Genomic DNA, 17,330 nt, shown 5'->3' with positions numbered 1-17,330 from the left:
AATTACACCCACGTCCGGGGGCGGTAGCGGTTGGCGCGCTCCACCAGATCGATCCTCTCGTCGCCACCCTGGGCGAGCCTGGCCAGTGTCCGGTACGACCGCTCCAGACCGAAGCGCAGGCCCCGCTCGTCCAGGTCACTGCCGAGCAGTACGGTCCGCGCACCGGTGGTCGGTGGGGCGGAACCCTGGATACCGGAGAGTACCCAGTCCAGGGCACAACCAAGGACCTCTGTGGACAACTGCTCGCGGCGCACCGCATCCAGACCATATCCGTCCAGGGCCTCGACCTGGGCCGCGGCCGAGGTCAGGTCGTCCAGGAACGGTGCTCCCGGCGCTCCCGGAGCCGGCGGTGCTCCAGGAACCGCAGGAACCCCTGGAACCCCAGGAACCCCTGGAGCGGGTGGAGCGGGCGGTGCGGGCGGTGCGGCCTCCGCCAGGCGTTGCCTCAGCCGCGCCCGGACGGCGGCGACCCGCGCCGCCGTGTAGTGGATCGAGGACTCCGGCACCGACTCCAACGTCCGTACGGCGCCGGGGCGGTTGCCCGCCGCGAGCTGGACGCGGGCCAGGCCGAAGGCGGCGCTCACAAAGCTCGGGTCGGTCGTCCACACCAGCCGGTAGTACTCGGCGGCGTTGTCCAGCTGTCCGAGGACCTCCGCGCACAGGCCGAGGGCCAGTTTGGGCGCGGGCTCGCCCGGGAACGCGTCGTAGATCGCGTCGAAGGACACCGCCGCGATCTCGTGGTCGCCGGTAGCCAGCGCGGCCACGCCCCGGTACCAGACCACCCGCCAGTCGTCGAGGTGGTCCGCCTCCAGGGCTTCGAGCGTCCTGGTCGCGTGGCCGAACTCGCCCATCTCCAGGCGGGCCCGCAACTCGCGCAGCCGCAGTTCCAGGGAGCCCGCGGGCGCCGCCTGCAGGGCGGCGATCAGCTCCGCGGGCGCGGACGCCATGAGACCCGCCAGGAACCCGGCGTTCGGATCGCCGGGGTCGACATGGGGGACCGACAGGGCGAGCGACGCCGCCGCGGTGTCCAGCGGCTTCACGAGTGAAGCCGGAGCGGGCGGGAGGGCCGCAGAAGTGCCCGGCCCGGCCGCCGGCCCCGGAAAGCCGTTCGTCCCGGCCGACAGCGCCTGTGCGCCGTTCGGCCCCGCCGTGAGTCCCGGAGAACCATTCGGCCCCGCCGTCAGGGCCGGAGAACCGTTTGTGCCGCTCGCCGGTGCTCGCGTGCCTCTCTTCTTCGCCCGTACGGGCACGACCCGGGCCCCCAGCCGCGACACGTCCCCGCTCAGCTTGCCGAACAACTCCGTGTCCGTGACCCTCAGTTCGGGCCCGAACAGCGTGGACAGCGCGGGCCGCGGATGTCCCGTCTGCACGGCGACGACCTCACGCAGCACCCCCGTGAGCTGTTCGGCCATCTCCTGCGCGGAGGCGAACCGGCGGCCCGGGTCGGGGTCGGTGGCCCGCACGAGCAGTCGGTAGAACGACTCGTAGGTGCGGAAGACCTCGATGTTGTCCGGGTCGGGCAGGGAGTCCACGAACACGTTCGTGTAGCCCTGGAAGTCGAAGGTCAGGACCGCCAGAGTGCGGGCGACCGTGTAGAGGTCGGAGGCGACCGAGGGGCCGACGTCGGCGACCTCGGGGGCCTGGTAGCCGACCGTGCCGTAGATGGCCGACTCGTTGTCGTCCATCCTGCGGACCGCGCCCATGTCGATCAGCTTGAGCTGGTCCTCGGTCTGGATCGCGTTGTCGACCTTGAAGTCGCAGTACAGGAGGTTGCGGCTGTGCAGATGGCCGAGCGCCTCCAGCGCCTCGATGCCGTACGCGCACGCCTGTTCCACCGGCAGCGGGTCGCGCTTCCCGGCCGTGGTGCGGCGGTCGTTGGCGATCTCCTTGAGGGACTTGCCGCCGACGTACTCCATGACGATGTAGCCGTCGAGGGAGCCGGTGCGCTGGTCGAGGTGCTCCACGAAGTTGTAGATCCGCACGATGTTCGCGTGCTCGATCTCGGCGAGGAAGCGGCGCTCGGAGATCGCGGCGGCCATGGCGTCCTGGTCGCCCGTGTCGAGGAGGCCCTTGAGGACCACCCAGCGGTCGGACACCGCCCGGTCGACGGCGAGATAGACCCAGCCGAGCCCGCCGTGCGCGAGACAGCCCATCACCTCGTACTGGCCGTGCACGATGTCGCCGGTCTGCAGCTTCGGCACGAACGAGTACGGGTGGCCGCACTTGGTGCAGAAACCCTCCGTGCGCCCGCTGCGCTCACCGCGCGCACGTCCCACGGGGGCCCCGCAGTCGGAGCGCGAGCAGAATCGCTTCCGCTCCGGAACCTCGGGGTTCTCCTGCACCATCGCGCGGGGGTCGGGCCGCGGCACGTCCGGGACCTGTACGAGACCGACGCCGAGCCTGCCGCGGCTGGACGACCCGGCCGCCGAACCGGCGCTGCGCACCGACACCGAACGGCCCGTCGACGGCCCCGAGACGGAGCGCGAGAGACGGCCCGACACCGAACGCCGGGACTGGGCCGACCGCGACGAGGCCCGGGAGGACGCACGGGAACTGGCGCGAGAACTGCCGCTGCCGCGGCCGGAGCCGCGAGAGCTCTTGCCACCTGCCGTGAGCCCGGTCGGCACGGAGCCCACCATGCCTCCCCCAGAGGAGGGACCCCCAGACGAGACGACCGGCGCCAGACCGCAGGTGTCGCAGTACAGCTCGCCGCCGCCCACGTCCTCGTACGACCCCGTGCAACCGGGGCGCTGGCACTCTTTCTGCTGACTCTGCCGACCCTGCTGACCTTCGTCCGGCTGACTCATGACTCCCCCCTCCGGTCCTGTGGTCCGCCGTGGCCGGGGACCCTCGGTACGAGCACTTCGGCGGCCGCCTGCTGATAGCGCAGCACCGCCTGTTCCGCCACCCGCAGGTCACAGGGCGCGCTCCACAGCATGCGGCGCGCCGCGTCGTACCGCTCCACGAGCAGCGGGTCCTCGGCGAAGCCGTGCCGTGCGACCTTCGCCTTGTACGCGTCGAGCCGGCCGCGCAGCTCCGCGCGGACCGCGAGTGGCTCGGTGACCTTGGTCAACGACTCGCGGGCCCGCAGCAGTTCGTCCTCGGCCCTGTCCTCCAGGGACTCCAGGAGGGGTGAGAGGCGGTGCCACTGCGCGTGCCTGCGGTACTCGGAGGCCGTCGCCAACTGCTCCTGCAGCGCCGTCGACGGGCCGCTCACCGCGGGCACCTCGGACGCGGCGATCTTCGCCAGTACCTCGCCGCGCGCGCTCCTCGCCTCGGCCAGCGTGCGGTCCGCGCGGTTCAGCACGTCCCGCAGCCTCACCAGCCGCGCCTCGGCGTCCTGCCGCACGGTGAGCACGGCGTCGATCTCGCGGCGCACCTCTTCCAGGGCGAGCGCCTCGCGGTCGTAGCGGGTCGTGTCGGGGCGTCCGCCGCCCGGCGCCGAACTCCCCTGCGCGGGGGCCCAGAAGGCCAGCGGATCGGACACCACCTGCTCACGCAGCGATGTCAGCGTGCGCGTGATCTGCTCCAGGTCGTCCCCCGACGGATGCTCACCGGGCCGGACGCCCACCGAGTGCGCGAGCCGGCGGGTGCGCTGCAACTCCGCGGCCAGCAGGTCGATCCGCGCGGGCAGCGCCGACCACACGGCGTCGGCCGTGACGACCATGTCCAGCGACTTCGCGTACAACTCGTTCATACGCTCCACGAGTTCGGCGAGAGTGAAGTGCTCGCTCAGCCTGCCCGTACCCGCCATCGTGGGCGCGGCCGCCGTGGCGGAGGTGCTGCCGGCCACCGTGACGCTCGCGCCGCGCAGCAGTTCCGTCAGCTCCACGAGGTCGTCGCGGTTCGACCAGCGTCTGCGGGAGCGGATCTCCCGCGCGGAGCGCAGCGTGGCCGCGTACGCGTCGAAGTACGCCCACAGCAGGGTGATCGATGCCTCGGCGGTCCCCCAGCGCTCCTTGGTCGTGCCGGTGAGCTCGGCGCCTTCGAGGAGTCTGCGGCCCGCGTGGTCCTGCAGGGCGAGGAGCGAGGTCTCGATGGCCTCGTGCTCCGCGCCGAGCCGCGCCAGCGCACGGTCCACCTCGTCCCGGTCCAGTACCGGCCCGGATGGTCCCGCGACGCCCATCGATCACCTCTCGCTCTTGATTGTGCCCGGTTGGATCGTTGGCTACTTGTACTTGACCGGCGGTGGCCCGGACGACTTACCGAGGCTCGCGGCGAGCCACTTGTTGTACGACTTCTGCCAGCCGTCCTTGCGGTAGTCCACCAGGATCTGGTTGACCCGGCGCACCAGATCGTCGGCGCCCTTCCTCATCGCCACGCCGTAGTACTCGTCGGTGAACGGCTCGCCCTTGAGCCCGACCGTCGGATCCTGTGCGGCCTGGCTCGCGGCGAGCGCCCCGTCGGTCACCACGGCGTCGGCCTCACCGAGCTGCAGCCGCACCAGGCAGTCGAGTTGGTTCGGCACGGTGCGCTTCTCGAAGTCGGCGGACGCGACGAGGGTGCCGTCCTTCTTGGCCGCGTCCAGCGCGTCCCAGGCGGTGGAACCCGTCGCCGTGCAGATCCGTTTGTCCGCCAAGGACTTGTCGAGCCCGGTGATGTCCGACTTCTTCGGGGCGAGCACCTGCTGGCCGGTCACGAAGTAGGGCGAGGAGAAGGCCACCTGCTCCAGCCTGGTGCAGTTGATCGTCATGGTGCGCACCACCATGTCGACCTTGCGGTCCTGGATCGCCGGGACGCGCTGATCGGTGGGGATGGCCCGGAAGCGGACGTTCTTGGGCTTCTTGCCGACGATCTGGTCCGCGATCTCGTGCACGAGGTCGATGTCGAAGCCTTCCAGCTCGGCGTCGTCCGACTCGCTGTTCGGGTCGCGGTAGCCGAAGCGGTAGCTGTTCTGATCGACGCCGACGATCAGAAAGCCGCGCTTCTTGATCGCCTGGACCGTCGCGCCGTTCTGGTCACCCGAGGACGGGGCCAGGCTCTGCTTCTCGGGATCGGGGCAATCCGGGGCCCTGACCTGGTCGCCCCTGGCCACGCCCTGCCCGTCGAGGTCCGACGCGTCGTCCTCGCGTGACTGGGTCACCGGCAGCAGCAGCGCGAAGACCGCCGCCAGGGCACAGACGACCGCCATCGCACCCACTCCGCCCCAGCCCCTCAGGCTGGCCCGCAAACGTCGTGCGTTCATCGTCATGCCCCCTCTCACCGGTACTCCGACAGCCTGCGCCCGATACCGAGCACCGCCCCTGCCGCGGCCAGCACCGCGAGCACCGCGGCGCCCACCACGAGGCCGTTCATCGCGCCCAGGCCGTCACCGGCCGCCTGCTCGAACTCGGCGCGCTCGTGCTTGAGCGCGGCCGCCAGGTTCGTGTCCACGCTGTCGAAGCATTCGCCCGTCGGCTTGTCCGCCTTGGAGCCGATGATCCTGTCGAGCGCGCCCTGGTAGTTGCCCAGCGTGTCCTGCTCGCGGGCTTCCGAGTGCCGTTGCTTCCAGACCTTCATGCTGCCGGTCGCGGTCTCGACCGGCTTCACGCCCGCGCTGTCGTCGGCGAGGTCCTCGGCGGCGGCCAGCTTCGTGGTGAGGTCCTTCATCTGCTGCTCGAAGGCGTGGTCGAACGTGTCCACGGTCCTCTTGTCGGCGCCCGTACCCACGTCCGTGGTCTCGGCGCCGCGGGCGACCAGCGTGAGGTTCTCGTTGCCCCTGGCCTTCAGCGAGGCGATCCGGGCGTCGTTCAGCGTGTTCAGCGAACGCACGCCGTGCTCGTACGACTCGTCCAGCCCGGCGCGCGCGACGCTGTGGCCGACGACCAGCCAGAGCAGGACGACCGTGGCGGCGGCCGTGCCGGTGGCCAGGCCGTGGTTCAGCACGCGGTTCGTCCGGCGGTAGTTGCGGCGCTGGGCCCACACGAGGCCGCCGATGGCCAGGACACCGGCGCCGATCGCGATCCACGGGTAGGGCGTCGCGTCGTCGTAGTCGGAGCGCAGCTGCTGGTTCTCCACCGTGTAGAGACGCTCGGCGTCCTCGAGCATCACCTGCATCTTCGAGTTCGCATACCGCAGGTAGGCGCCGCCGAGGGGGTAGCCCTGGCGGTTGTTGGCACGGGCACGCTCGACCAGGCCCTTGTACTCGGGAAGCATCTTGTTGAGCTTGGTGATGGTCTTCTCCGAGGTGGAGCCGGGCTCGGAGTTGGACGCCGCCGTCACCAGTTTGTCCGCGGCCAGACTGATGTCGTCCTCGTACCGCTTGCGGGACTCGGCCGTTTCCTGGCCGCCCGCGAGGAAGCCGCTGGACGCCGCCGTGTTGGCGTCGGCGAGGGAGCGGTAGATGTCGGCCGCGTCGGCGCTCAGCGGCTGGCTGCTGTGCAGCACGTCGTCCGCGGCGGCCGAACGGTCGGCCATCTCCCAGGCGGTGACCGCGCCGAACGTGACGACCAGGACGGCGAGGACGGCGCCGATGACGCGCAGCCGCCCGGGCTCGGTGGTCGCCGCGGCACGCAGCCGGTCGACGCCCTCCGCCCACGCGGTGCGGCGAGGGGGCGCGGCGTCGGGCACACCCGGCCGGCCCTGCGGCCCCGGCGGCGGAGCCTGCGGCGGGACCGCAGGCATCGTGGCCACCGGTGCGCCCGGTGGCGCCGCGGTGCCCTGCTCCTGGTGTGTCACCTGACCTCCCCCATGGTCGACGCCGGTCACCTCCGCCCGGAGCCAGGAAGCACGGGAAGAGAGGCACGGCCGCAAGTATCCCCGCCGGGACCGACATCCGCACAGGCCCTGACTCGATCTTGTTCGGATTGCAGCTCAGCGATGATCCCGTATTACCCCTGCTCATGAATACGCCAACCCGAACAGTTCGGTTCCCGGCGTGCTCAGTCCCTCTCGTAAAACTCCCTCACGCGGGCGTGCGCCCGGGCCGGAGCGCCCTCGTGGTCGAGTCCGAGGAGCGCGGATCCGAGAACCGGCCGGGCGGTGATGACCCGGGGCGCGGCCTTGGGGGCACGCTCGGCCAACAGCTCCCGTACGCGGTCGTCGAGTTGAGGGTGACTGGCGGCCAGGACGCCGCCGCCGAGCAGGACCGGCGCCTCCTCGTCCAGCAGGTCGAGCCGGGTCAGGGCGACGACCGCCATGCTCACGATCTCGTCCGCCAGCCGGTCGACGAGCGCGCGGGCGACCGGGTCGCCGTCCGCGGCCGTGGCGAACAGGACCGGCGTCAGCTCGTGGCGCCGCACGTCCTCGATGTGCTCCAGGTGCAGGGCCTCGATCAGCGCGTACATCGTGGGGAGGCCGAAGTGCGCGGGCAGGGCACGGGCCAGTTCGGTGGCGCTGCCCCGCCCGTCCTCGGCGCGCGCCGCGTGCCAGAGCGCCTCCTCGGCGAGGCCCCAGCCGCCGCCCCAGTCGCCGGACACGCGGCCGAGAGCGGGGAAGCGGGCGACCCGGCCGTCGGGGCGCATGCCCACGCAGTTGATGCCCGCGCCGCACACCACGGCGACGCCCCGCGGCTCCTCGACGCCGGCCCGCAGGATCGCGAAGGTGTCGTTGCGGACCTCCACGGTCGTCCCCCACGCGCGCGCGTGCAGCGCGGCGGCCAACTGCTTCTCCTCCACGGGCAGATCGGCGTTGGCGAGACACGCGGAGACATGGCCGACGGCGGTGACGCCCGCCGCGGCGAAGGCCCGGCCGACAGTGTCGGCGAGCGCGTCCACCGCCTGCCGGACACCGACCGCGGGAGGCCGGAACCCGCCGCCGCGCGCCGTGGCGAGCACGCTCCCGTCGCCCGCCACGACCGCGACGTCGGTCTTGCTGTTCCCCGCGTCGACGGCGAGGACGATCCTGCTGGTCTCCGCGTCGACGGCGACGCCGGTCCTGCTGGTCTCCGTGTCGGCGGCGGGGACATGTGTGTCGGCGGTCAGGCCCTGTGCGGTCACGCCCACGCGAGGTGCCCCCGGTTGTGCGCGATCAGGCGGTCGGTGAGGCCCTCGGCCTGCGCGTACTGGCCGACCAGCGGATGCGCGAGCAGCGCCCGGAACACGCGCTCGCGGCCCCCGCGCAGCGCGGCTTCCAGGGCCAGGTCCTCGTACGCGGTGACGTGCGCCATCAGCCCCGCGAACAGCGGGTCCACCGGCGCCACCGGCAGCGGGGTGATCCCGGCGTGCCGGACCGCGGCCTGCACCTCGATCACCGCGTCGTCGGGCAGGAACGGCAGCGTCCCCCTGTTGTACGTGTTCACCACCTGGTACGGGTTGCCACCCCCTCCCAGCAGGGACGCGGCGAGGTCGACAGCGGCCTCCGAGTAGTACGCCCCGCCCCTCCTGGCCAGCAGCTCCGGCTTCTCGTCGAGCGCCGGGTCGCCGTACATCTCCAGCAACTCCCGCTCCATCTCGGCCACTTCCGCGGCCCGCGACGGCTTCGTACCCAACTCCCGTACGACCTCGTCGTGCGCGTAGAAGTAGCGCAGGTAGTAGGACGGGACGACCCCCAGCCGGTCGAGGACCCCGCGCGGCAGGCGCAGGTCACCGGCGAGGGCGTCACCGTGCTCGGCGAGCAGTTTCGGCAGGACGTTCTCCCCCTCGGGACCGCCGAGTCGCACATGGGTTTCCCAGGTGAGGTGGTTGAGGCCCACATGGTCCAGGTGCACATCGGTGGCGGCGACCCCGAGGAGTCCGGCGAACTTTCGCTGGAAACCGATCGCCACGTTGCACAGTCCGACCGCCTTATGACCGGCCTGGAGCAGGGCGCGGGTCACGATGCCGACGGGGTTGGTGAAGTCGATGATCCAGGCGTCCGGATTGGCACGCCGGACGCGCTCGGCGATGTCGAGCACCACAGGGACCGTACGCAGCGCCTTGGCGAGGCCGCCGGCGCCGGTCGTCTCCTGGCCGACGCAGCCGCACTCCAGCGGCCAGGTCTCGTCCTCGTTGCGGGCGGCCTGTCCGCCGACGCGGAGCTGGAGCAGCACCGCGTCGGCGCCCTCGACACCCGCGTCGAGATCGTCGGTGGTGGTGACGCGCCCGGGGTGCCCCTGCTTGGCGAAGATGCGCCGCGCCAGGCCGCCGACGAGCTCCAGCCGGTCGAGGGCGGGGTCGACGAGCACCAGCTCCTCAATGGGCAGGGTGTCCCTCAGCCTCGCGAATCCGTCGATGAGTTCCGGTGTGTAGGTCGATCCTCCGCCGACGACGGCCAGCTTCACCCTTTGACTCCTGTCAGTGTGACGCCTTCGATGAAGGCCTTTTGCGCGAAGAAGAAGACCGCGATCACCGGCGCCATGACGAGCAGGGTCGCGGCCATCGTGAGGTTCCAGTTCGTATGGTGATTGTCCTTGAAGGACTCCAGCCCGTAACTGAGCGTCCAGGCCGCCGGGTTGTCGCTGGCGTAGATCTGCGGACCGAAGTAGTCGTTCCAGCAGTAGAAGAACTGGAACAGGGCGACCGCGGCGATGCCCGGCTTGGCCAGCGGAATGACGATGCGCCACAGGGTGCGCAGGTCACCGCAGCCGTCGACCTTGGCCGCGTCGAGGTACTCGTCCGGGATGGTCAGCAGGAACTGGCGCAGCAGGAAGATGCTGAACGCGTCACCGAAGGCCATCGGGATGATCAACGGCCACAGGGTGCCCGTCAGATGCATCTGCTTGGCCCAGAACAGGTACATGGGCACGATGATCACCTGGGGCGGCAGCATCATCGTGGAGATCACGAGCATCATCGCGATGCGTCGTCCGCGGAAGCGGAACTTGGCCAGGGCGTAGGCCACCGGGACGCTGGAGACGACGGTCAGGACGGTGCCCAGGCCCGCGTAGAGCAGGGTGTTCCGCCACCAGGTGAGGAAGCCGGGGGCGTTCCAGACCTGCGAGTAGTTGTCCCAGTTCCAGGAGCGCGGCCACAGTGCGCTCGTCAGGGCCTGCTGATCGTCCATCAGGGACGTGAGCAGGATGAAGACGAACGGCAGCACGAAGAACAGCGCGGCCGCGATGCCGAGGGAGTGCACGCCGATCCAGTGCAGCAGCGCCCGGCGGCGGGCGGCGCGTTCCGCCGGACCACGTCCGGTCGGGTTGGCCGGGCCGTCGGCGGGGGACACCGGGGGGCGTGCGGTGACGGTGTTGGTCATGGGGATCAGTCCTCCACCGTGATCAGGCCGCTGCGGCGGCGCATCAGGAGCGCGGTGAACGCCATGGACAGGGCGAACAGCACGAGAGCGACCACACAGGCGGAGCCGGTGTCGAAGCGCTGGAAGCCCAGGTTGTAGATGAGCTGGGGAAGAGTGAGCGTCGACTTGCCCGGATAGCCGGGCTCGTAGATCTGGCCGGCGCCGGCACCGATGACACCGCTGGCCGTCTTACCGGCGATGAGCGGCTGTGTGTAGTACTGCATGGTCTGGATGACACCGGTGACCACCGCGAACAGCACGATGGGGGAGATGTTCGGCAGTGTGACGTAGCGGAATCGCTTCCAGGAGCCGGCGCCGTCCAGTTCGGCCGCCTCGTACTGCTCCTTGGGCACGTCGAGCAGGGCCGCCATGAAGATGACCATGAGGTCGCCGACGCCCCACAGTGCGAGCAGCGTCAGCGCCGGCTTCGACCAGGCCGGGTCGTTGAACCAGCCGGGCTGCGGCAGACCCAGGTCGCCGAGCAGCTGGTTGACAGGGCCGGTGCCGGGATTGAGCAGGAAGGCGAAGGCCAGGGTCGCGGCCACGGGCGGGGCGAGGTACGGAAGGTAGAAGAACGTACGGAACAGGCCCGTGCCCGTCTTGATCTTCGTGATCAGCAGCCCGATCCCGAGCCCGAAGAGGACCCGGCACGCCACCATGATCACCACGAGCCACAGGGTGTTGCGCATCGCGGGCCAGAAGAAGGGGTACTGACTGAAGACGTACGTCCAGTTGGTCAGGCCGTTGAACGTGGGCGGCCGGAAGCCGTCGTACTTCATGAACGAGAAGTAGACGGTCGAGAGCAGCGGATAGACGAAGAAGACGCTGAAGCCGATGAGCCAGGGGGAGAGGAACGCCAGCGTGCGCAGCCCCTCCCGGCGGCGCTTCGAGCGAAGCGTCGCCGTGTGGCCGGAGACGGTTGCCATGGGACTACTTCGCCTTGGCGATGTCGGTGTCAATCTCCCCGGCGGTCTTCTTCAGACCCGCGTCCAGGTCCTTGGACTTCCCGGACTCGTAGTCGTACGCGAAGTTCTGCAGTGACTCCTGGTAGGTGCTGCCGTTGACCGCGGCGGGCGCGGTGTTGCTGTTCGGGTTCTGGGCGATCTTCACGAACGCGTTCATCGCCACGTCGTTCTTGAGCTTCGGCGACTTCAGCGCCTCGAAGGTCGAGGGGACGTTGTTGATGGCGTTGGCGAAGGAGACGACCGCGTCGGTGTCGGTGGTCATGTACTTCACCAGCTCCCAGGCGGCGTTCTGCTTGCTGCTGGTGCTGGCGAGGCCGATGACCGTGCCGGTCAGGAAGCCCTTGCCGTAGGTGTCGGCCTGGTCGTCCGGCACGGGGAAGGGCGCGACGCCCCAGTCGAACTTCACACCGGCGTCCTTCATCATGCCGCCGCGCCACTCGCCGTCGATGTTCATGGCGATCTGCCCGGTCTGCAGCGGGTTCTGCGCCGACCACTCGTCACCGAAGGTGGAGCGGTACTTCTCCAGCTTCTTGAAGCCGCCGAGCGACTTGACCATGTCCTGCTGCCAGGTGAGCAGTTCCTTGAAGGCCGGGTCCTTGGCGACGTTCGACTTGCCGTCGGAGGTGAAGTACTCCGGGCTCCACTGCGCCGCGAGGTGCGGGACGGTGACCTCGTAGCCGTGGAAGTTCGGCATGAAGCCGAGCTGTGAGTAGCTGTCGCCCTTGCTCTTGGTCAGCTTGACCGCGTCGGCCTTGAACTCGGAGAGCGTCTTCGGCGGGGACTTGATGCCGGCCTTCTCGAACGCCGTCTTGTTGTAGTAGAGGCCGTAGGCGTCACCGAGCAGCGGCAGCGCGCAGCGCGTCCCCTCGAACTGGGTGTAGTCCAGCATGGGCTTGGGGAACGTCTTCGCGGTGTCGATCTTCGACTTCCCGAGGAACGGCTTGAGGTCGGCGAAGACCCCGGACGAGCAGAACTTGCCGACGTTGCTGGTCTCGGGGGAGGCCACCACGTCCGGGGCGTTGGAACCGCCGGCGCGCAGCGCCTGGTTCACCTTGTCGGCGTCGACGTTGCCGACGATCTTGACCTTGATGGTGGGGTGAGCCTTCTCGAAGGCCGCGACGTTCGCCTCGATCGCCTTGACCTCGTTGGGGGCGCTCCAGGGGTGCCAGAAGTTGATGGTGGACGGCTTGCTCACGTCGTCGTTCGCGCCGGACGTACTGGAACCGGTACAGGCGGAGGCGGTCATCGCGAGTGCGGTGACCGCTCCGGCGAGACACACGCGGCTGATTTTGGGCATGACGGAACTCCTCGGGACAGGGACGGGAACGGGTACTGCACGGCGTGTGCGTGCCGACGAGGGCATGGCTCACGCGTGGTACGGCGTCTGCGGGAGGTTCTGTGGGCGGTTCTGGAAGTGGTGCTGCGGGAGACGGGTGGAGCGGGATACCCCGGTTTCGGGGTGTGCCTGGGGAAGGGGGCGGGGTCGCGCCCGCGGATCAGGCGGTCGGAGGGATCAGGCGGTGGGACGGATCAGGGGGTGCGATCCGTCGTGTCGAAGACCTCGTCGCGGGTGGCCGCGAGGGCGGACTGCAGGGCTCCGACCAGCACGGGACTGCCGGGTGTCGTGCTGAGGCGGATGGGAGGCCGGGGTACGGCCAGCTCGGCGAGCTCGGACTGGATCAGGGCCCGCAGGGGTTCCCCGCCGGCCGTGATCACCCCGCCCGCCAGGATGATCAGTTCGGGGTCGATCACGGTGACGACCGCGGCGAGGCCGGTCGCCAGCCGGGTCGCGTACTCGGCGAGCACGGCTTCGCCCGCTCCGGGCGTCGTACGGGCCGCCTCGGCGACCACGGCCGCGGCCTTCTCGGTGAGGCTGCCGCCCGGCGGCGGTGTCAGCCCGTGCTCGCGGGCCAGGCTCAGCAGGGCGCGGCGCCCGGCCAGTTCCTCGAAGCCGCCCGAATTGCTGCGGGCGACGTTGCGGATGAGCGGGGCTCCGGGCAGGGGGAGGAAGGCGACCTCGCCCGCGCCTCCGGTGGCGCCCCGGTGCAGCCGACCGCCGATCATGACCGCGGCGCCGAAGCCGCGCTCTCCCCAGAGCAGGGTGAAGTTCTCGCAGTCGCGTGCCTCGCCGATGCGCTGCTCGGCCACGGCGGCGAGGTTGACGTCGTTCTCCACCTCGAAGGGGATCGGGCCGAGCGCGGCGGCCAGCTCCGCCAGCAGACCGGGCGAGTGCCAGCCCGGCAGATGGGGGGCGTAGCGCAGATGGCCGGTGCCGGGATCGAAGGCGCCGGGGGTGCCGATGACGAGCCGGTGGATGTCGGCCCGGTGGAGTCCGGCGTCCTTGACCGCCCCGTCCAGAGCCCGCAGTACGCGGTCCACGGCGCCCTGGGCGCTACGGCCGGGGGTCGGCAGTTCGAACTGCCCGATGGTGCGGCCGGTGACATCGGCGATCGCGGCACGGATACCGGCCGGGGTGATGTCGAACCCGGCGACCCGGGCGGCGGCCGGATTCACCGCGTACAGCTGAGCATTGGGCCCCGGCCGCCCCTCACTGGTGCCGGTGACGAGGACGAGCCCCGCCGCCTCCAGCCGGGCCAGTAGCTGCGAAGCGGTCGGCTTCGACAGGCCGGTCAGCTTGCCGATCCGGGTACGGGACAGCGGGCCGTGCTCCAGCAGGAGATCGAGCGCGGCGCGGTCGTTCATGGCGCGCAGCACGCGCGGGGTGCCCGGTATGCCGGAGGTTCCTGCCATGATGCTCGCCACCTGCCTTTCGGCTGCCCAGCTTCCCAGCGGACGTGAGGCAAAGTCCACCTCGACCCACTGTTAGGAAACTTTCCTGTTCGGTGGGAGGAAAATAGGCCTGCGAAGCGGAAGCCGTCAACAGGGAGCCCCCGCGGAAACGGAGTCGTTACCTGCGGGGCGGCGGTCTCGGGGGCGGGCGGAGACGATGTTCGCCCACGGCACCGTGTGGGCGGCGCCGTAAGGGGCCGGGCCGTACGGCATGCCGACGTACAGGTGCGTGGCGGTCGCGAAGATGCTCGTGCCCAGCCGCTGGTTGGCGCCCGAGGTGCCCGGCAGGCCGACCTTCCCCGGCTCGACCGGTACATCGCTGTCACCGGGGTTGCCGAGCAGGGAGAAGGCGTTGACGGACCCGGCGTCCGCGGCCGTGCCGATGTCCTCGCCGGGAACGCCGACGGCGAGCCGGGTGTTCTGGGCGGTGGCCAGGGCGCCCGGCACGGTACTCACGACGGAGACCTGCTGGCCGAAGTGGTCGGCCTCCTCCGGAGCGCCCACCACGTCCTCGGGGTTCTGGCTGATGTCCCCGAGCTGGCTGGCCTTTCCGGCGGGCGGTGATCCGCAACGTCACGACGCGGCCCGCCTCCTTGACGGTGCCGAGGGCCTCGCCCGGGGAGCCGCTGGCGAGGATCGAGTCCGTGGCGGTCGACGGGCCGGCGACACCATCCCTGAGTGCAAGGCCCAGTGGGCCAGGCACAATCTCATCGACTTCGGGTTCTAGGGGACAAATGAACGACAAGCAACTCATCGAGAAGATCGGCGAACATCCTGAAGGGTACGGCCTGAACGGCACCTACCATTCGACGGCCATGTTCCTCACGGGGGTCGACATCGGCAGGTCGGGCGGATTGCTGCGCGGATTCACCGAGTGGCTGGTGGTCCGCAGGGGCGAGCTCAGCAGCTTCTACTGGCACAAGCTCGTCCTTCTGGACTACTTCCCCGACGTGGATTTCCAGGACTGGAAGGACCCTGGTGAACTGACCCCGGAGCAGCATCAACAGGTCGTGGATCTCTTGCTCTCGCTTGTCCTTGAGTTTCTGGACGTGCGGAACCAGCCGCGAGAACTGGGTCTGATGTACACGCGGTACGAAGCGATGTACGCGCACCTCCGGGAATAGACGAACAAGGGCCGCCCCACTGGCATCTCATGGGTGGGGCGGCCCCTTTCCGTTGTGACCGGGCTCGGTCGAACCAGCTGTCCCGGGACAGCTCCTTTGTGCGCGACGGATCCTCCAACAGGCAGGGAGCTGTCGAGCAATAGTTCTACGGTTCTGTCGTGCTTTTGCCTGAGGAGATTGGCGAGGTCTTCGCGGTGGGCGCGGTGATCGGTGCCGGGTGGACGCGGCGGTCGAGGGATTCCAGGATGGAGGTGATCTCGTTCCCCTGAGGAAGGCGGCCGCCCTGCTGGAGTCGCCTCTGGCGGGCGCGTTCTGGGAAATGGTCCTGGGTCATTACGACGAGGGCGCCACGGCCTCGGTCTACGCCGAGTTCGCCCACCGGCGCGGCTGGCTCGCGCCCGACCGGGTTCTGACGCCCGACGAGTACCGGACGCTGCGGGACAGGGCGCGCTCGTGGGCGGGCGAGGACCGTGTGTGGGCGGATGTCACCGCCGAGTTCGGCCCTCCGTCCATGCTGATCGGAGGGACGAACCCTTACTACGGCAAGACACTCGGTTACCTGGGCGAAGGCATTGAGGAACCGATCGTGTTCTTCCACCTCTGGAACGGCAGCGCCCCGGACGCTGAGGCATCGTGGCCCGAGCTGAAAGAACCCCTCCTGCTTGGCCTGCGCTTCGGAAACGGGCCGTTCCGTGAGTCCTTCACCTTTACCCCCGAGGGGCAGCGCAGGCGCCCGGAGCGTGATTCCGACGCGCGCTGCCACTGACGGCCAACAAGGCTACGAAACGTCGGCGCGACGATCCTGGACCTCTCGGTGCTTGCGCGAGGGGCGCGTGCAGCTTCCCGGAAGTGATCTGTACCTCGGTCAGTAGCTGCCAACGGTTGTCGGTGCGGTTGAAGTCACGGTGCGCACGCGGTGGGCGAGTTTGTGGGCCGGCCGCTGGTGAGCTGGTCAACCCGAGCACGGGTTTCGTTCCGGTCAAGCGGTCTTGCTGTCCAGCCTTGCCAGGATTTCGGCCACCCCCGGTAACGGAGCGCCCAGGTAACGGGCGCGGACGCCGTAGTCGAGGATGCGGCGCAGGTACGGGCGGCCACCGCCTGCCGGTGACCGTCCCACGAACGCCACAGTGGCCTTGTTGTCGAAGACGGGCCGTCGTCTGAAGAAGCTCTCATACAGGCTCACGACCTGCTCGTAGTAGCGGCGGTCCAGCTCGTTGAGCTGGTCGGCGGAAAAGCTCGACGGCGGGACGTAGCGGGGAACGTGGAAGCTCGGGTACTCGGCCATGACATCACTGAAGTCGCGGAGTGTGTGCGGTGCCGGGCCGACGGTGTGGAAAGTCTTTCCGGCTGCCTCCTCGAAGCGTGTCGTGACCTGGGTGACGACTTCTGCGACATAGTCAACGGGGACGAGGTCGAGAGTCGCTTCGTAGTGGCCTGGTATCGCATTCACCTTGCCTTCGGTGAATATCTTGAGCACGGTGTAGATATTGTTGAATTCGCGAATCCTGCCGGTTCGCTCGGCCCCTGTGACGATGCTCGGACGAATCACGGAGACCGGTATTCCGCCTGCGGCAGCCGTCTGTAGCAGGACTTCTGCCTTGAATTTGCTCTCCTCGTAGTCTGTGCCGAATACCTGGCCGACGTCGAGCTCGTCCTCCCGTATGGGACCGGGGCGTTCACCGCAGACGTAGGCGGTGCTGACGTGAATGAGGGGTATCGGGCCGCGGACGCCGTCCTGTGCCAGTCGCAGCACGTTTTCCGTGCCCTGCAGATTGACTTTCCGGTAGGTGGCCGGGGGGCGTCCGAAATCGGTGACGGCGGCGGTGTGCACCACCCGCTCGACGCAGCCGAGGAGTCTGGCGCGGACCTCTGCCGGAAGACCGAGACCTGGCAGTGTCACATCGCCCCTGACGGTGGCGACCGTCCCCGGGCGCAAAGTACTCGACAGGGCGGTGGTGTGCAGTTTCCGGTGATTGTTCCGGACGATCTCGGGCTGTGAGTGGAGGACTGCGATCACGGCGTGTCCCGCCTGCACGAGGCGTGCGACCACCTCTGCTCCCACGAGCCCGGACGCCCCGGTCACCAGCACGTTGAGCGGTGTCGGCGTCGTCATGACTGCGTCGTCCTCAGTTCACGGACCAGGTCGACGACGTCGCCGACCGAAACGACCGTCGTCGACCGGTGCACGCCGATCTCGGGGAGCGCGAATGCGCGCTCGAGGGCTATCGCCAACTCGATCAGTCGTAGCGAGTCATATCCGAGATCCTCGACGAGCCGGATTTCCGTGCGCACTTCCTGGACAGGCTGAGGAGCCATGGCG

General features: G+C 69.5%; 15 protein-coding genes. 2 read left to right on the top strand and 13 right to left on the bottom strand.

The window, feature by feature from the left end:
- Positions 1 to 2: 2 nt before the first annotated feature.
- The 11 genes from AB0D14_RS16650 to AB0D14_RS16600 form a co-directional block, all read right to left on the bottom strand.
- Complete coding sequence (locus AB0D14_RS16650) at positions 3 to 2,807, bottom strand: tetratricopeptide repeat protein (protein ID WP_362779292.1); 2,805 nt, start codon at positions 2,805 to 2,807, stop codon at positions 3 to 5.
- Positions 2,804 to 4,126: a hypothetical protein gene (locus tag AB0D14_RS16645; protein WP_362779290.1), complete on the bottom strand. Its 1,323-nt coding sequence runs from the start codon at positions 4,124 to 4,126 to the stop codon at positions 2,804 to 2,806. The genes AB0D14_RS16650 and AB0D14_RS16645 overlap by 4 nt, the downstream gene beginning before the upstream one ends.
- A 42-nt stretch (positions 4,127 to 4,168) precedes the next feature.
- Positions 4,169 to 5,185, bottom strand: a complete 1,017-nt coding sequence (locus AB0D14_RS16640) for a glutamate ABC transporter substrate-binding protein (RefSeq protein ID WP_362779288.1) — start codon at positions 5,183 to 5,185, stop codon at positions 4,169 to 4,171.
- A gap of 14 nt (positions 5,186 to 5,199) precedes the next feature.
- Entirely contained in the window at positions 5,200 to 6,657 is a 1,458-nt protein-coding gene (locus AB0D14_RS16635) for a hypothetical protein (RefSeq protein ID WP_362779286.1), read from the bottom strand.
- A 203-nt stretch (positions 6,658 to 6,860) separates the two neighbouring features.
- The gene (locus AB0D14_RS16630; protein WP_362779350.1) at positions 6,861 to 7,820 is read right to left on the bottom strand and encodes a BadF/BadG/BcrA/BcrD ATPase family protein; all 960 of its coding nucleotides are present in this window, start codon (positions 7,818 to 7,820) and stop codon (positions 6,861 to 6,863) included.
- A 92-nt stretch (positions 7,821 to 7,912) separates the two neighbouring features.
- Positions 7,913 to 9,178 (bottom strand): 6-phospho-beta-glucosidase, encoded by a 1,266-nt coding sequence (locus AB0D14_RS16625; RefSeq protein ID WP_362779285.1) that lies wholly within the window; start codon positions 9,176 to 9,178, stop codon positions 7,913 to 7,915.
- Complete coding sequence (locus AB0D14_RS16620; protein WP_362779282.1) at positions 9,175 to 10,092, bottom strand: carbohydrate ABC transporter permease; 918 nt, start codon at positions 10,090 to 10,092, stop codon at positions 9,175 to 9,177. Before AB0D14_RS16620 ends, AB0D14_RS16625 begins: the two co-directional genes overlap by 4 nt.
- Before the next feature lie 5 nt (positions 10,093 to 10,097).
- Positions 10,098 to 11,057 (bottom strand): sugar ABC transporter permease, encoded by a 960-nt coding sequence (locus AB0D14_RS16615; RefSeq protein ID WP_362779281.1) that lies wholly within the window; start codon positions 11,055 to 11,057, stop codon positions 10,098 to 10,100.
- Between the two features lie 4 nt (positions 11,058 to 11,061).
- The gene (locus AB0D14_RS16610) at positions 11,062 to 12,393 is read right to left on the bottom strand and encodes an ABC transporter substrate-binding protein (protein WP_362779279.1); all 1,332 of its coding nucleotides are present in this window, start codon (positions 12,391 to 12,393) and stop codon (positions 11,062 to 11,064) included.
- Between the two features lie 233 nt (positions 12,394 to 12,626).
- Positions 12,627 to 13,847 carry an ROK family transcriptional regulator gene (locus AB0D14_RS16605; RefSeq protein WP_362779276.1) on the bottom strand — a complete coding sequence of 407 codons (1,221 nt, stop codon included), beginning with the start codon at positions 13,845 to 13,847 and terminating at the stop codon, positions 12,627 to 12,629.
- A gap of 126 nt (positions 13,848 to 13,973) precedes the next feature.
- Positions 13,974 to 14,390 (bottom strand): hypothetical protein, encoded by a 417-nt coding sequence (locus AB0D14_RS16600; RefSeq protein ID WP_362779273.1) that lies wholly within the window; start codon positions 14,388 to 14,390, stop codon positions 13,974 to 13,976.
- A 230-nt stretch (positions 14,391 to 14,620) separates the two neighbouring features.
- Between AB0D14_RS16600 and AB0D14_RS16595 the strand changes: the two genes are divergently transcribed.
- Both AB0D14_RS16595 and AB0D14_RS16590 read left to right on the top strand, forming a co-directional pair.
- Positions 14,621 to 15,010: a hypothetical protein gene (locus AB0D14_RS16595; protein WP_362779270.1), complete on the top strand. Its 390-nt coding sequence runs from the start codon at positions 14,621 to 14,623 to the stop codon at positions 15,008 to 15,010.
- Positions 15,011 to 15,227: 217 nt separating this feature from the next.
- On the top strand, positions 15,228 to 15,776 hold the full coding sequence (locus AB0D14_RS16590) for a hypothetical protein (protein WP_362779268.1): 549 nt from the start codon (positions 15,228 to 15,230) through the stop codon (positions 15,774 to 15,776).
- A 213-nt stretch (positions 15,777 to 15,989) separates the two neighbouring features.
- Here AB0D14_RS16590 and AB0D14_RS16585 read toward each other — a convergent pair whose 3' ends face one another.
- Together AB0D14_RS16585 and AB0D14_RS16580 are read right to left on the bottom strand one after the other, a co-directional pair.
- Positions 15,990 to 17,123: an SDR family oxidoreductase gene (locus AB0D14_RS16585; RefSeq protein ID WP_362779266.1), complete on the bottom strand. Its 1,134-nt coding sequence runs from the start codon at positions 17,121 to 17,123 to the stop codon at positions 15,990 to 15,992.
- Positions 17,120 to 17,326 carry a hypothetical protein gene (locus AB0D14_RS16580; RefSeq protein WP_362779264.1) on the bottom strand — a complete coding sequence of 69 codons (207 nt, stop codon included), beginning with the start codon at positions 17,324 to 17,326 and terminating at the stop codon, positions 17,120 to 17,122. The genes AB0D14_RS16585 and AB0D14_RS16580 overlap by 4 nt, the downstream gene beginning before the upstream one ends.
- Between the last annotated feature and the right edge of the window lie 4 nt (positions 17,327 to 17,330).

The organism is Streptomyces sp. NPDC048484 (assembly GCF_040651415.1).
In the GTDB taxonomy this organism is placed as follows: Bacteria; Actinomycetota; Actinomycetes; order Streptomycetales; family Streptomycetaceae; genus Streptomyces.
This window is presented reverse-complemented; position numbering and strand designations above follow the sequence as displayed.

Coding starts and splice junctions, on each gene's coding strand:
- AB0D14_RS16650 (WP_362779292.1), bottom strand. CDS start 2,807: ATGAGTCAGCCGGACGAAGGTCAGCAGGGTCGGCAGAGTCAGCAGAAA.
- AB0D14_RS16645 (WP_362779290.1), bottom strand. CDS start 4,126: ATGGGCGTCGCGGGACCATCCGGGCCGGTACTGGACCGGGACGAGGTG.
- AB0D14_RS16640 (WP_362779288.1), bottom strand. CDS start 5,185: ATGAACGCACGACGTTTGCGGGCCAGCCTGAGGGGCTGGGGCGGAGTG.
- AB0D14_RS16620 (WP_362779282.1), bottom strand. CDS start 10,092: ATGACCAACACCGTCACCGCACGCCCCCCGGTGTCCCCCGCCGACGGC.
- AB0D14_RS16615 (WP_362779281.1), bottom strand. CDS start 11,057: ATGGCAACCGTCTCCGGCCACACGGCGACGCTTCGCTCGAAGCGCCGC.
- AB0D14_RS16610 (WP_362779279.1), bottom strand. CDS start 12,393: ATGCCCAAAATCAGCCGCGTGTGTCTCGCCGGAGCGGTCACCGCACTC.
- AB0D14_RS16605 (WP_362779276.1), bottom strand. CDS start 13,847: ATGGCAGGAACCTCCGGCATACCGGGCACCCCGCGCGTGCTGCGCGCC.
- AB0D14_RS16595 (WP_362779270.1), top strand. CDS start 14,621: ATGAACGACAAGCAACTCATCGAGAAGATCGGCGAACATCCTGAAGGG.
- AB0D14_RS16585 (WP_362779266.1), bottom strand. CDS start 17,123: ATGACGACGCCGACACCGCTCAACGTGCTGGTGACCGGGGCGTCCGGG.
- AB0D14_RS16580 (WP_362779264.1), bottom strand. CDS start 17,326: ATGGCTCCTCAGCCTGTCCAGGAAGTGCGCACGGAAATCCGGCTCGTC.